This is a genomic window from Oceanobacillus sp. FSL H7-0719 (assembly GCF_045040795.1).
Classification (GTDB): Bacteria; Bacillota; Bacilli; order Bacillales; family Amphibacillaceae; genus Oceanobacillus.
Genome location: NZ_CP150301.1, coordinates 3109409 through 3122844, shown reverse-complemented (window position 1 = coordinate 3122844; position 13436 = coordinate 3109409). Strand labels below are relative to the sequence as shown.

The 13436-nt window shown below is 37.7% G+C and carries 13 protein-coding genes, 1 pseudogene and 1 other annotated feature; of the genes and pseudogenes, 5 read left to right on the top strand and 9 right to left on the bottom strand.

Going from position 1 to position 13436, the window contains the following annotated elements; genetic code table 11:
• Nucleotides 1-79: 79 nt before the first annotated feature.
• On the bottom strand, nt 80-565 hold the full coding sequence (locus tag NST93_RS15950) for a GNAT family N-acetyltransferase (RefSeq protein WP_405098711.1): 486 nt from the start codon (nt 563-565) through the stop codon (nt 80-82).
• A 49-nt stretch (nt 566-614) separates the two neighbouring features.
• Nucleotides 615-823: a binding site (T-box leader), on the bottom strand.
• 358 nt (nt 824-1181) lie between these two features.
• On the bottom strand, nt 1182-1316 hold the full coding sequence (locus tag NST93_RS15945) for a hypothetical protein (protein WP_405098709.1): 135 nt from the start codon (nt 1314-1316) through the stop codon (nt 1182-1184).
• A 93-nt stretch (nt 1317-1409) separates the two neighbouring features.
• Between NST93_RS15945 and NST93_RS15940 the strand changes: the two genes are divergently transcribed.
• The 4 genes from NST93_RS15940 (at nt 1410) to NST93_RS15925 (ending at nt 5873) form a co-directional block, all read left to right on the top strand.
• Nucleotides 1410-1865 carry a DUF4279 domain-containing protein gene (locus NST93_RS15940; protein ID WP_405098707.1) on the top strand — a complete coding sequence of 152 codons (456 nt, stop codon included), beginning with the start codon at nt 1410-1412 and terminating at the stop codon, nt 1863-1865.
• 159 nt (nt 1866-2024) lie between these two features.
• A complete protein-coding gene (locus NST93_RS15935) occupies nt 2025-3671 on the top strand; it encodes an ATP-binding protein (protein ID WP_405098705.1) in 1647 nt (548 codons plus the stop codon).
• The gene (locus NST93_RS15930) at nt 3664-4374 is read left to right on the top strand and encodes a response regulator (protein ID WP_405098703.1); all 711 of its coding nucleotides are present in this window, start codon (nt 3664-3666) and stop codon (nt 4372-4374) included. The genes NST93_RS15935 and NST93_RS15930 overlap by 8 nt, the downstream gene beginning before the upstream one ends.
• A gap of 167 nt (nt 4375-4541) precedes the next feature.
• The gene (locus NST93_RS15925; protein WP_405098701.1) at nt 4542-5873 is read left to right on the top strand and encodes a CitMHS family transporter; all 1332 of its coding nucleotides are present in this window, start codon (nt 4542-4544) and stop codon (nt 5871-5873) included.
• A 158-nt stretch (nt 5874-6031) separates the two neighbouring features.
• On the opposite strand, the gene NST93_RS15920 is transcribed toward NST93_RS15925, so the two are convergent.
• The 5 genes and pseudogenes from NST93_RS15920 to nadX all read right to left on the bottom strand — a co-directional run bounded on the left by NST93_RS15920 (nt 6032) and on the right by nadX (nt 9296).
• Nucleotides 6032-6493 (bottom strand): GNAT family N-acetyltransferase, encoded by a 462-nt coding sequence (locus tag NST93_RS15920; RefSeq protein WP_405098700.1) that lies wholly within the window; start codon nt 6491-6493, stop codon nt 6032-6034.
• Nucleotides 6494-7027: 534 nt separating this feature from the next.
• Nucleotides 7028-7294, bottom strand: a complete 267-nt coding sequence (locus tag NST93_RS15915) for a hypothetical protein (protein WP_405098698.1) — start codon at nt 7292-7294, stop codon at nt 7028-7030.
• A 193-nt stretch (nt 7295-7487) separates the two neighbouring features.
• On the bottom strand, nt 7488-7826 hold the full coding sequence (locus tag NST93_RS15910) for a DnaJ family domain-containing protein (RefSeq protein WP_405098696.1): 339 nt from the start codon (nt 7824-7826) through the stop codon (nt 7488-7490).
• A 100-nt stretch (nt 7827-7926) separates the two neighbouring features.
• Nucleotides 7927-8436 (bottom strand): annotated as a pseudogene (locus tag NST93_RS15905) (nucleotidyltransferase family protein).
• 80 nt (nt 8437-8516) lie between these two features.
• A complete protein-coding gene (nadX, locus tag NST93_RS15900) occupies nt 8517-9296 on the bottom strand; it encodes an aspartate dehydrogenase (protein ID WP_405098694.1) in 780 nt (259 codons plus the stop codon).
• A 340-nt stretch (nt 9297-9636) separates the two neighbouring features.
• Here nadX and NST93_RS15895 point away from each other — a divergent pair, with 340 nt between their 5' ends.
• The gene (locus NST93_RS15895; protein ID WP_405098692.1) at nt 9637-10479 is read left to right on the top strand and encodes a nuclease-related domain-containing protein; all 843 of its coding nucleotides are present in this window, start codon (nt 9637-9639) and stop codon (nt 10477-10479) included.
• 742 nt (nt 10480-11221) lie between these two features.
• On the opposite strand, the gene NST93_RS15890 is transcribed toward NST93_RS15895, so the two are convergent.
• On the bottom strand, nt 11222-11788 hold the full coding sequence (locus NST93_RS15890) for a DUF4256 domain-containing protein (RefSeq protein WP_405098690.1): 567 nt from the start codon (nt 11786-11788) through the stop codon (nt 11222-11224).
• 112 nt (nt 11789-11900) lie between these two features.
• Nucleotides 11901-13385, bottom strand: a complete 1485-nt coding sequence (locus tag NST93_RS15885; RefSeq protein ID WP_405098688.1) for an MDR family MFS transporter — start codon at nt 13383-13385, stop codon at nt 11901-11903.
• Nucleotides 13386-13436: the final 51 nt, after the last annotated feature.

Genomic DNA, 13436 nt, shown 5'->3' with positions numbered 1-13436 from the left:
GACCTGCTTTAGTAAGTAATACGAATGAGACCGGCAAAGGTTTCTTTTGTCTCATTTACAGGGGGAATAGTGGTAGCCCTTAGGCTTTCAACACCATCCGCACTGTTTTTAAGATATGCCCATCAAAGTCATCATCGAAGATATCAACTACTGTAAAGCCCTTCGCTTCATAGAAGGTTTTTCCTAACTTGTTTTTCTGCTCGACATTAATGTAAATTTCTTTGACTCCATTTAATCGTTCTATCCCTTCTCGCAATAAAGCAGTGCCAATTCCCTTTCCCTGGTATTCCGGATAAATATAGATTGCACCCAACTCAGCCTTTCCATTGCCATTTACCGGTGAATAATTAGCAAACCCGACAATTTTCCGGCTTACTTCCGCAACAAGCAATAAAGAATTGTTTAAGCGCCTTTCCATCATTTCATCACTATATGCCACATTCAGGAAATTCTTCTGAATCTCAGCAGGTATTATTCCTTCATAGGTTGTATTCCAGCTTTTCAATGCTACATTCTGCACCTTAGCGATATCTTCTTTTTGCATTTTACGTATGAAAAAAGTCACTTTCCCAGCCCCCATTCTTTTTAAAAAAAGCAAAAAACCTCATCTCTTTTGAAGAGACGAGGTATTCCCGTGGTACCACTCTTTTAGACATAAACAGTCTGCTCATGATTGATAACGGGGCTTCCCCGATTTGCCCTACTAAATTCAGGCAAATATCTCAGAGGTGCGCTTCGCCTTGAGCAGGAGGTTTAGGCTTTCACCATCCCTAAATCGCTAAATTCTCCTTTCTCAAACTACTATCCTCATCATCGATTGAAATATTTCCATTAGTATATCTAATTTTTAAAAAATTGCAAGTGATTATTGTCCGTTAAAAACCCATTCATATTGTATATCCAGCAAGTTCTCTTCATTCTCATGGCCTCTCCCGATTCCCTTAAAGCCATTCTTTTCATAAAAATGCTGAGCCTTTTTATTTACTTCAAAAGTAAATAAGGTTAATCTGCTACTTGATTTCCTTTTTTCCTAATCCAGCAGTAATTTTCCAATACCGCTTCTTTGAAAATTTGTTTGAATATAAAGCTGGTTTATTTCACTTTCACTATACACGATTATTCCAACTATCTTCTTCCTTATCAGGCTCAGTCTATTTGAAACATTTCTTGTAAGATATGATTTAGATCATATGATTACGAAAACTATGAATCTCTTTCTGACCAATAGCCCGCTCCTTGCTGTTACGCCACATCTTCATTATTTGTTCAACAAAACCGGGAGAATAGGGAATTACTTTTATTTTATCTTTCCTCATCGTAAGCCACCTTTCCTTATTTGTAGTTTATAATATTATGTACCAAGTATTTGAAAAGTGAAACAAATGCCACAAAAATCTGGAGGAAAAGCGATGGACGAAAAAACCACTGTAGAAGTATATCTTTCTTTCGATAAACATGAAGGAAATTGGGATTTTTCATTGGCAAGAGTAACAGATAGATTAGGAATATTTCCAACAGATACAAACAAACGTGGGGAATGGGTAACACATGATGGCAAAAAAATACGCCAACATCATTCCACCAAGTGGAAATACAGTACTGGTGAGGTTGCAACATATGAATCTGAAAAACTAGTGCGGAAAATTGTTAATACGTTTAAAGACAAGACTGATATCATCAACGCTTTGAACAACGAACTGCATATTGAGCCCCGCTTGTGTATGGTCGTGAACGTCTTCAACGGTATGAATCCGAGTTATGTCATTGAAAAGGAGTTAATGGAGTTCTCCCTGAAAATAGGGGTTGAATTGGAGATTGATTGTTATACGTATGGGTTTGTTGAAGAGGAGTTTTCGGATGATTAAAAATGAATACCTCCTCACTCTGCCTTTATTTGAAAGAGAGCAGGCTTTTTTAAAATAATTGAACAAATAGAGATGAAGATTAAACTACTGTATAATCTAGCATATATTCAAAATATAAAATTCAGCTCTTTAATAATTTAAACATATGGAGTAAGAATAATGGATAAAATCCTTCGGAAAAATACACAACAAACTAAAATCAAATTTAATCTAAAGGCAAAAATGGTTTCCCTGATCAGCACATTGATTATTGGAATCTTTATCGTCTTTGCTTTTTTCCTCCATTCATTTGTTTCAAATACAACAGAGGATCAGATAGGCAGACGGGCACTAAGTGTAGCTGAAAGTGTCGCAAATATTCCTGAAGTAAAACAAGCCTTTCTGTTGGAAGACCCTGCGGCAGTCATCCAGAACATCGTAATGCCCATCCAGGAAAAAATAGAAGCTGAATTTATCGTTGTAGGAAATACAGACAGCATCCGCTACTCTCATCCCGATACAGAGAAAATTGGCAAAAAGATGATTGGCGCAGATAATAATCGGGCTTTGTTCCATGGAGAGTCCTATGTATCCATTGCGGAGGGATCACTCGGCCTGTCCATTCGCGGAAAAGCTCCTGTGCACTCAGAAGAAGGAGAGATTACTGGTGTTGTATCTGTCGGTTTTTTGAATGAAAATATACAGGATATTATTACAGCGCAAAATTACAAGCTCTTGCTCACACTTTTTATCATTATTTTAATTGGCATCATTGGAGCCATCTTTATTTCCCATTATATTAAGAAGCAGCTATCCAATTTAGAGCCGGAAGAGATATCCAACCTTATGATTGAAAAGGAATCTATCTTACAGTCGACCCACGAAGGAATTGTCGCGATAGATAATAATGGTGTAATCACAATGATAAACCTTTCGGCGCAGCAGCTATTATTAAAAAAAATCGTAAACCAAAATAATTATATTGGTAAACCAATTCAATCCATGTTTCCTCATTCAACTATTTTTCATATGTTTGAGCATGGTAAACACATGTATGACAGAGAAATGGTGCTTGGTGAAAATGTATTGCTCGTTAACCAAACTCCAATGTATCGTGACAATACGCTTATTGGGACTGTACTGACATTTCGTGACAAGACAGAATTAGAAGGAGTTATTCATGAGTTATCCAGGGTAAAACAATATGCAAATGCACAGAGGGCACAAACACATGAGTTTTCCAATAAGCTTTATACGATTCTTGGTTTCCTGCAGCTAAATCAATATGAAGAGGCTGTTGACTTTATTAAAAGGAATAGTGAAATAAGAGAAAAATGGGAGCAATTCCTGACCAATCATTTTACTGACCCAATCATTCATGCTATTTTGCAAGGGAAATTTAATCAGGCTAATGAACTTGGCGTCCATATGACTCTTCACCCAGATAGCCAATTATCCTATCGTTTTTCTGAGGATGAAAAAGATGTTCTTTTAACGGTCCTTGGAAATTTAATTGAAAATGCAATTGAAGCTGTAAAAAACCAAGCAGCCGACCAGCGCAATGTATCTATTCTATTTACAGACATTGGTGAGGATATCATCATTGAGATTGAAGACTCTGGTCCAGGTATCCCCGAAACGGATATACCATATATTTTTAGCCAAGGATTTTCAACGAAGAATGGTTCCAATCGAGGAATTGGTCTTGCGCTATCCTCACAGACAATTCGGCGTATTAACGGGCAAATTTTGCTTGAAGAGGGAGATATGGGAGGAGCCTGCTTTGTAATGATTATACCAAAAAAGGGGGTACATGCAGATGAATGAAGCGTATCATGTTTTAATTGTTGAAGACGATTTTCGCATTGCCGATATTCATCGGCAATTTATTGATAGAATAGAAGATTTCACAGTCAGTGCTGCTGTAAAGACAGGAAAAGAAGCATTAACCTTTCTTCAGGAATGCGAAAAGGTTCCTGATGTAATCCTTTTAGATATTTATATTCCTGATGTAGAAGGAATGGATTTGTTTTGGAAAATCCGCAGTACATATAAAGAAGTTGATATTATCATCATCACTGCAGCGAATGAAGTGAAAACTGTTCAGGAATCCGTGCGGGGCGGCGTATTTGACTACATTATAAAACCAGCAGACATTGAATGGTTCCAACGCACACTCAACAAATACAAAGAAAAACGTCAATTTCTTGCCTCTGCCGAGGAACTAACACAAGAGGAAATTGATGCATATGTTTTACCGAAATCCACTAAAACGAATAGTAAGCATTTGCCTAAAGGGATTGATGCCATCACATTAAATGAAATTACGATGTTATTGCAGCCTGAATTCACTGAAGGGATAACTGCAGTAGAACTCAGTAAGCAAATAGGAACCAGCCGGTCCACAGCCCGCCGTTATTTAGAGTATCTCGTCAGCATTAAAAAAATAAAGACAAAACTTAAATACGGAACAGTTGGCCGTCCTGAGCGGAAATATTATCCGCGTGAAACTTATGAACAAAATGAGTGATATATAAGTTATTTCATTTATGCGAACAATATTTATTTCTATTTTGGCTTATGTTACCTTTTCTAAAAGACAAATACACGTGTCGATACATCTATTTGCTAGCGCTTACAATGGGAGAACCAATGTATCAACGAAAGTAGGTAACGTGTAGTCAAGGGGGAAAATACATGAGTTTGAGCATAATTGGATTTTTAACTATTATAATTATCGTACTGCTATTAATTACAAACAAGGTAACACCGGTTGTAGCCATGGTGCTCGTGCCGCTTATTGCCGCTCTCATCGCAGGCTTTGAATTTGCTGAAATAGGGGAGTTTTTCTCAGCAGGTATTTTAACAGTTATGAATGTCGCAATCATGTTTATCTTTGCGATTCTGTTCTTTGGTGTTATGCAAGATGCTGGGTTATTTGATCCATTAATTCGCAACTTGATAAAGCTAACAAAGGGCAACGTTATTACAGTCAGCGTTGGGACAGTCATTATCGCGGCTATTGCACATTTGGATGGTGCCGGAGCATCTACATTTTTGATTACAATTCCTGCACTCCTTCCGCTATATAAACATTTGAAAATGAGCCCCTATTTACTTTTACTTTTAATTGGCGGAAGTGCAAGTATCATGAATATGGTTCCTTGGGCAGGGCCTTTAGGGCGAACAGCGTCCGTATTAGATGTCGACGTTACCGAATTGTGGCGACCACTAATTCCTATTCAGATTATTGGCATCGTTTTAATGATTGTTTTAGCTGTGTTTCTGGGATTGAGAGAAAAACATAGAATCAGCAAACATCACGGTTTGGTTAGTGCGGAAGAAGCTGCGGCAGCCGTAGACAAGGTGAATGGTGACTCTGATAAATCTAAAGAAGAAGTGTCATTAGCAAGACCAAAACTAATCTGGATAAATGCGATTCTTTTTATTTCTGTAATCGGTGTGCTCGTTTGGGGAGTTATCCCTGCAGGCTTTGCATTTATGATTGGACTTAGTATCGCATTGCCACTGAATTATCCTGATATAAAACAGCAATCCGACCGTATACGTGAACATGCACCAGGCGCTCTCACAATGGCGACGATTATTCTGGCCGCAGGGTCGTTTCTGGGAATTTTAACAGAAACAGGAATGCTTTATTCTATTGCTTCTGATCTCGTAACAATCATACCAGCATTTATTGCGCCATATTTGCATCTTATCATCGGGTTCCTCGGTGTGCCATTCGACTTGTTATTAAGTACAGATGCTTATTACTTTGCCCTCCTTCCAGTAGTAGAACAAATCGCTACAGGGTTTGGCATTGATTCATTGTCTACCGCTTATTCCATGATTATCGGTAACATAGTGGGTACATTTGTCAGTCCATTTTCCCCAGCACTTTGGCTTGCACTTGGGTTAGCAGGTCTTGAAATGGGGAAACATATCCGTTACTCCTTGTTCTGGATGTGGGGAATCAGCATTGTGCTTTTGATTATCGCTGTGTTTATCGGTGTAATTGCTATTTGATGATGATTTTCAAAAACCGAAGTCCAGTATTCGCTGGACTTCGGTTTTTCAGTTAAGTATTTATCAGATTACTATTCGCTTTACCCATTGATTTCTTTCAAATACGCACCTAGTTTTTGTATTCATATTAATATCGGGCTGTCCATATTGGAAACGAGTTACTCTTTATTTAAATCCTGTGAAAGCCGAACCATATCAATTACTTGAATACCATTCTCAAAAATTGGTTCTTCATAATGCCGGATGAAGAAGTTTTGGTCAATCGATGTCATTCTAAAACCACATTTTTGATAGAGCGCCAACTGCGTGACTCCTGAATTGCCTGTGCCAATTTCAATTGTTCTATACCCAGCATTCCTCGCCGTCTCAATTGCATGAAGCACGAGTTTCTTTCCATAACCCTTCCCCTGGTATTTCTCATTCACTGCAACATTTATAATTTCTATTGTTTCCGGCCTTGTCGGTACGATCACATAGATGCCTAGAATAAGGTCATGGTCCTCTGCAACAAAGCAACTTCCCCTTGCAACATATTCTCTGATCAGTTTTTCAGATGGGTCTGCCATCAGCAATAAGTCTATTGGCAATTCTTCATTGTTTTTTAGTTCCCTTATTATCACTCTGCACTCTCCCCTCCTTTAATAAATACGGTGTTTCTGGAGTCCAACTCTTTTTTATTTAATTCATTCTATTAAAATAAATATACAAGCTATTGCACAAGTGTTAAAATTCATGTAATAATCATTGCTTTATTTTTCTGAAGGAGAAGGCTATGAAACCTTATTAAGATAAAAAATGAAAAGCGGTGTTCCATATGCGTACAATCTATTTGATTATCTCTTATATACTAGCAATTATCAGTATTATTCCATGGGTAACCATGCAAGCCAACAATATAAAGATAGATTTTTTTGAATTAGTAACTTTCGGTCAGACGGGAATTTTTGCAGTCTTTCTTCCTTCACTTTACGCTTTACTTAGTTTATTCTTCGCCCTATTACTAAATAAAGGTTCGGCAAAGTTATTTTTGGTCATATGCAGCTCTCTCTTTCTTTTTCTTAATGCTGTCTGGGCAATCATAGGATTAATTATGCTGAGCTAATTAAAAATCCATCTTAAACCAATAATGTTTAAAATGGATTTCCCTGTCCTATCTAATTCATCGATTGTTTCAATCGATCAATATATTCTTTGCCTTCTAACAGCGAAAGGCCTAATACTTCTCTCGCTTCTTTAACTGCTTTTATATCTTTTCCTTCTTTAATTAAATCTCGCAATTCATGATCAACTTCACTTGCAACTGGTTGATTCTTCATCAGCTTCAATTTACTTTGCAGTTGTTTAACACGACTTTCCAACGATACAACCCTGAATAGTAAATAAACGATGATGATAAGCGCAACAGCCAGATAAACACTCATTTTACAGCCTCCTCGTTGTAATAAAGTTGCGTAAACTTCATTTTCCTATAAAATCACCTTAACATATGCAAAAAAGAAGTGCATCAATTTAATAGAAGAAATGCCCATTTCAAAACGGATTTTCTATATCTATTAACTTTTTATTCTTCCCTGCTGATTTCTGCTAATTGCTTTTAAGACAGCAACTTTTTGCTTACCACCTTTTTCTTGCCACTTCCAGGTTTGCCAAGCTGACAAGGTTTTTTTGCATTTGGGTCGGACAAATACGATTGTGTTCTCTTATCTTCACGTTAATTTCTTCAACATCTTTTTCAGTTTTTGCGTTTTGCAGTAAAACACCGATTTCTTTCTGCAACTTTAGCCATGGCGGCATATATCCAGCTTCTTTGGCTATCTTTTGAAAATGTTGAAAGGTATCTTTCTGTGAATATTCCTTTGGTAAAGGTTTGCCTTTTCCCGGCAAGTCTTTTTCATACTCGTAGTTATTGCCTTTTAACATATCACCAATGAGATCATTATATTTTTCGTCCACCGTTACACCACCTAATTTGTATTATTTCTTAGAGGCGATTTAGACACCAATTCAATATGTTTGGAGTGTGTGCAGTCCAGCATATGCTTACAAGGTTCAATTAACATATTTTTAATTTATGCCAAGTTGACTTCCAATCTTTATGAATTACACGGTCTCTGTATATCTTCACGCGTTGGTTATCCTCTTTAAAATATGCAGTTGGCCGCACTTCCATATTTAGAACATCAGTAATTCCACAAGGTACAGTTAATATCAAGTCTCCTGTATCATCTATTTTCACTCCCAAAGCTGTTACTGTTTCGGGAAATTTTGAAATTGCATCAACTGAAGATAAATACGGGTCCATCTTGCTATATATGTGCATTCTCGCTTCATTCTTTACAGACCAGGGAATCTCAGGTATAAGCGTCCTCAGTTTTTCTTCAAATACTTTTTCTTCTTGTTCCTCCAGATTTTCTGGATCATAGTAAATCACATCAATATCAGAAAGTGGTGTTCTTTCATCGAATTAATGCAAGGTATCCCATATCTTGGAACGGACAAATCCAGCGCAAATCCACCAGTCAGGCAGATTTAATGTTCTTGCAGCAAGTAAAATATCCATCATCCATTTATCTTCTTTAATCCATCTTATAATTTCTTTTTCGTCCACTTGAAAGTCACCTGTGCTTTCTTTAACCCTTTGCTTTAGCCACCAATCCTCATTCTACCTTTAATTCTTTCTAACGTGCCTAAAATACTCATCGCAGCCAAATAGCTTGTCTTTGGATTTTCTGGCAGCGGATTATTTTTAATCGTAAACAAGGCTTCGCCAAACTCGCCCTCAACTTCTACTTGGTGAATGTTTTTATCGATGTTCGGATCAGCTATCAGGCGTACACTCGTTTTTTCTATCCCTATTCCTGCAAGTGACAGGATAATAGATACGTTCACGTTTTTCGGGAATTGCTTAATTGCATCTGCTGCTTTTCCTTCAAATACGATTTTTTCTTTTATTACTTTTTCCTCAATTAAAGAGCTGGCAGGTTTGCGAGTAGTTAATACTACCGTTTCCACCGCACCAAGCGCATTCGCATTTTGAATTAAGTCCAAGCCGCCAATTGCACCGGATGGCAAGTGTATTTCATGATTATATTCATTTGCAAGCTGATTTATTTCAGTCAATAACCCCTCATCTGCCAGCGCACCGACGCTAATCAGCACACTGTCCTTTTTCTTAATAACTTCCGGCAGCAGGTTTTTCACTGCAGTGGCATCCGCAGCTTCCACAACAACATCAATTTCCGAGTTTAGGAATGCTTGAAGATCTGTATATAATATCACGTCATACTTTGATTCAAGGTACTGATACTTTTCTCTGTTCCGTACATAGATACTTGTAATTGTTAATTTATGATGCTGGTGGTGATTCAGCTTGTCTAATAGAAAATTAGCAATCGCACCTGCACCAATTAAACCAATATTCATTGTTCCTCTCCTTTAGTTTAGTATGATTAGGTAACTTTATGACTTGTTGTTGAGCCATCCTGCAATCCCATACTTTTTCTTCTCACTCTGTTTTTTGAGAGTAGTGCCTTTTTGTTTAAGTTTTCAATGTATTTTTATTTTACACTAATTTAATTGTTAAGGAAAATGCTGAATGTTGCGCCAGTTTTTCTTCCTCCTTATCCAACATTCTATTAGCAAATTAATAATTATGCTATAATTGGTTTTAAATTCTAAATACTTTAAAAGGGAAGTGATTTAACTGAATAAATCTCGGGCTAAGCCACATGAATTAATTATCCTTGAGGTTTTAGACAAGCGAATGGAATTGTTACAAGCGGAAAAACAGTATTTATTCAATTTGAAAAAGGGGTATGAAGGTGAAAGTTTATTTGATAGTTTCACTAATACAGTGGAATGTGAATGCCTGATATTAAATGATTTGTTATTTGAAATCAATAATAATACTTTCCAAATTGATACTCTTATTATTCTACACAATAAAGTTTACTTATTTGAAGTGAAAAACTATACTGGAGATTACTATTACCAGTCTGAGAAACTTTTTAAGAAACCTAATTTTGAAATTATTAACCCACTACATCAGCTTGGCAGAAGTGAATCCCTTTTACGGCAATTGCTTCTCAGTGCTGGATTCACCCCTGAAATTAAATCTTCAATTGTTTTCATCAATCCCGGCTTCATGCTATATCAAGCCCCTTTAGATAAACCTATTATTTTCCCCCCCCAGATTAGTCGTTTTATAGAAACGTTAAATGGATCTACTTCAACATTAACAAAAAGAGATAAATTGCTCGCGGAAAAGATACTAGAGATGAACAAGGAAGTTTCTCCCTTCAAAAAGCTACCCTCCTATGATTATCATCATTTATCGAAAGGGATATTCTGTCATGAATGCCATTCATCTTCTATTACTATCCATAATAGAACTTGCTCCTGCGATATTTGTGGAACCAAGGAATCAGTCACAATTGCTGTTTTAAGAAACATACAGGAGTTTAAGATTTTATTTCCCCAAGAAAAAGTTACTACAACTATTATTTCAGATTGGTGTGGGATGAAGATCAGCCCGAAAACAATAAGTAGAATTTTAAACTCAAACTTTCAAAAACGCGGCGAGCGCAGGTGGACGTATTATGAATAATGCTATTTAAAAGATTCAGAAGGCAGGTCAACTATCGAATGGACTTAGAGGTTGGTATTTCAGGCAAAGAAGAAACCGACTCTACGCCTGTTTAAGCTCAATTGCGAAGATTGCGGGCGATGACAGACATTCTATGAGACAGTTCAAGCTCAGTCCCGAAGAATACAGGCGATAAGAAGCACTCTATGAGACAGTTCAAACCCAATCAGGAAGAAGACGGGCGATGAGAAGCATTCTATGAGACAGTTCAAACCCAATTAGAAAGGAGACGGGCGATGACAGACACTCTATGAGACAGTTCAAGCTCAGTCCCGAAGAATACAGGCGATGAGAAGCACTCTATGAGACAGTTCAAACCCAATCAGGAAAAAGACGGGCGATAAGAGACATTCTATGAGACAGTTCAAGCTCAATCCCGAAGAATACAGGCGATGAGAAGCACTCTATGAGACAGTTCAAGCTCGACCAGGAAGAAGACGGGCGATGACAGACACTCTATGAGACAGTTCAAGCTCAATCCCGAAGAATACAGGCGATGAGAAGCACTCTATGAGACAGTTCAAACCCAATCAGGAAGAAGACGGGCGATGACAGACATTCTATGAGACAGTTCAAGCTTAATCCCAAAGAATACAGGCGATGAGAAGCACTCTATGAGACAGTTCAAGTTCAATCAGGAAGAATACAGGCGTTGAACCCTGTACTCTTCCATCGACTGAACCTATTTACAGCTGTATTTATGTCAAACTCTCAAAACACCGCGGAATCCTCTTGAGCCATAGTAAGAGTCTGCACCATTATGGTATACAAAAACATGACCATAGCGATAATCGCAAAAAATAGCCCCTCCACGTTCTCTTATATCCTTAGGAGTTTTGACCCAAGTTGATGTTTTCATATCAAATTTTTCAAGCTCTTGCAGTGCTCGATATTCTTCTTCGGTTAACATTTCAATTCCCATCTCCGCTGCCATATCCATTGCACTGTTTTCAGGTTTATGTTTTTTTCTAGCTTCCAGCGCTTGACGATCATAGCAAATACTTCTGCGGCCTTTAGGGCTTTCCTTCGAGCAATCAAAAAAAAGAAAGTGTTCTGTTTCTGCATCATAGCCAACGACATCTGGTTCGCCTTCCGTTCTTTCCATTTCGCTTAATGACCAGAGTTTATCTGGACTAGCCATCAGCCTAGCTTCAACCTTTTTCCATTCAAGGGTTTCATGGCGATGCATATTTTTTTCAAAACGAGCACTCAGTGTTTGAAGTAACGTTTCTTGCTCTTCGTTTGTTAGATCGTTTTTACTCTCCGTCATCCTATTTGCCTCCTTTATTTATCCTAGCATTTCTCTATAAATTCAGTTTACACTATCTATTTTAATTAAGTAAATGATAACAAAAAATCCCACACTAGTGGGATTTTCAACCTTATGATTCCTCGGTTTGCTGTGGTGTTTCTTCCTCTACTGGACGGGCACGGTAAACAATAAATGACAGTAACACCGTCACTAGAGTGAAGAAAAAGATTATCAAGTAGACATGTTCTACCGCAACTTCCATCGCCTGTGTGAGTGCTGCTTGTGATGTTGGATTCGCCACACCCTCTAAATAACTAGCTTGTTTAGAATTCAAAATACTGATAAATACAGAAACACCTATGGCACCACTTAGCGGCTGCAATGTTGACATTACTGCAGTACCATGCGGATATAACCGTTTTGGAAGCTGATTCAGTCCGTTTGTTTCAGCTGGCATCATTGTTGCTGATACACTTAGCATAATCAGCATAAATCCTACAATGATGACCCATGGTGGTGTATCTGCTGTCAAGCGGCTGAACATAAACATTGTTGCTGCTAGAACAATAGTTGCTGGGATCATCATCACCCGCGGGCCGACCTTATCAAATAACGCTCCCATAAACGGACTCATAATTCCATTTAAAATACTTCCCGGTAATAAGAGCATCCCTGCAGCAGCAGGTGCCAATGCCATTGGTCCTTGCATAAACACTGGTAAAATCAGTTCGGATGCAAACATGGTCATCACAATAATAATGAACATCATCACCGCATGCGTAAACATCGGCAATTTAAAAACACGCAGATCCATCAGAGGTTCGTCAATCTTGAACTGTCTAATTGCGAACAGAATAATTCCAATTCCTCCAACGATAATTGAAATTAAAACAGTTGGTGTCAGAAACCCTGCTTCACTTTCTCCTACAGAGCTAAAGCCATATATCGTTGCGCCAAAACCAATTGTTGAAAAAAGAATGGAAAGCCAATCAATTTTTGGTTTCGTCACTTCAGAGACATTTATTAAATATTTAGAAGCAAAAAGAATTGAAAATAGAGCAAATGGTATAACAGTAATAAATAAAAATCTCCAGCCTAAGTAATCTACAATCACTCCGGAAAGGGTTGGTCCAATCGCTGGGGCGAACATAATAACTAATCCAACAATTCCCATGATTTTCCCTCTTTTATGTGGCGGATATATCAATAGGAATACATTAAATATAACCGGCATTAATAACCCTGTACCAACCGCTTGGATCAGACGGCCAATTAACAAAATTGAAAATGTCGGTGCGATAGCTGCAATCGCTGTACCAATTGTAAAAACTGTCATTGTTCCAATGAACAGCTGCCTTGTAGTGAACCATTGCATCAGCAGCGGAGAAATTGGAATGACAATACCCATAATTAACATAAATCCAGTAGCGACCCACTGCACTGTTGGCAATGCAATATCAAACTCATGCATTAATGTTGTCAGAGCTATATTTAGAAGGGTTTCATTTAGTAATGCAAAAAAGGCACCTATAATTAACGCAGCCATAATCGGAAACGTTTTAACACTCGGATCTTCTGATAAAAATTCATACTTTGTTTCTTTTGATTTCGTCATTGTTTTACCTCGTTTTTTATTTGAACATAGTATATATTAATTCCTGTCTTC

What these genes read in the sequence shown, in the direction of transcription:
- NST93_RS15945 (WP_405098709.1), bottom strand. Translation starts at nt 1,316, where the DNA reads ATGAGGAAAGATAAAATAAAAGTAATTCCCTATTCTCCCGGTTTTGTT.
- NST93_RS15940 (WP_405098707.1), top strand. Translation starts at nt 1,410, where the DNA reads ATGGACGAAAAAACCACTGTAGAAGTATATCTTTCTTTCGATAAACAT.
- NST93_RS15935 (WP_405098705.1), top strand. Translation starts at nt 2,025, where the DNA reads ATGGATAAAATCCTTCGGAAAAATACACAACAAACTAAAATCAAATTT.
- NST93_RS15930 (WP_405098703.1), top strand. Translation starts at nt 3,664, where the DNA reads ATGAATGAAGCGTATCATGTTTTAATTGTTGAAGACGATTTTCGCATT.
- NST93_RS15925 (WP_405098701.1), top strand. Translation starts at nt 4,542, where the DNA reads ATGAGTTTGAGCATAATTGGATTTTTAACTATTATAATTATCGTACTG.
- NST93_RS15915 (WP_405098698.1), bottom strand. Translation starts at nt 7,294, where the DNA reads ATGAGTGTTTATCTGGCTGTTGCGCTTATCATCATCGTTTATTTACTA.
- nadX (WP_405098694.1), bottom strand. Translation starts at nt 9,296, where the DNA reads ATGAATATTGGTTTAATTGGTGCAGGTGCGATTGCTAATTTTCTATTA.
- NST93_RS15895 (WP_405098692.1), top strand. Translation starts at nt 9,637, where the DNA reads ATGGAATTGTTACAAGCGGAAAAACAGTATTTATTCAATTTGAAAAAG.
- NST93_RS15890 (WP_405098690.1), bottom strand. Translation starts at nt 11,788, where the DNA reads ATGACGGAGAGTAAAAACGATCTAACAAACGAAGAGCAAGAAACGTTA.
- NST93_RS15885 (WP_405098688.1), bottom strand. Translation starts at nt 13,385, where the DNA reads ATGACGAAATCAAAAGAAACAAAGTATGAATTTTTATCAGAAGATCCG.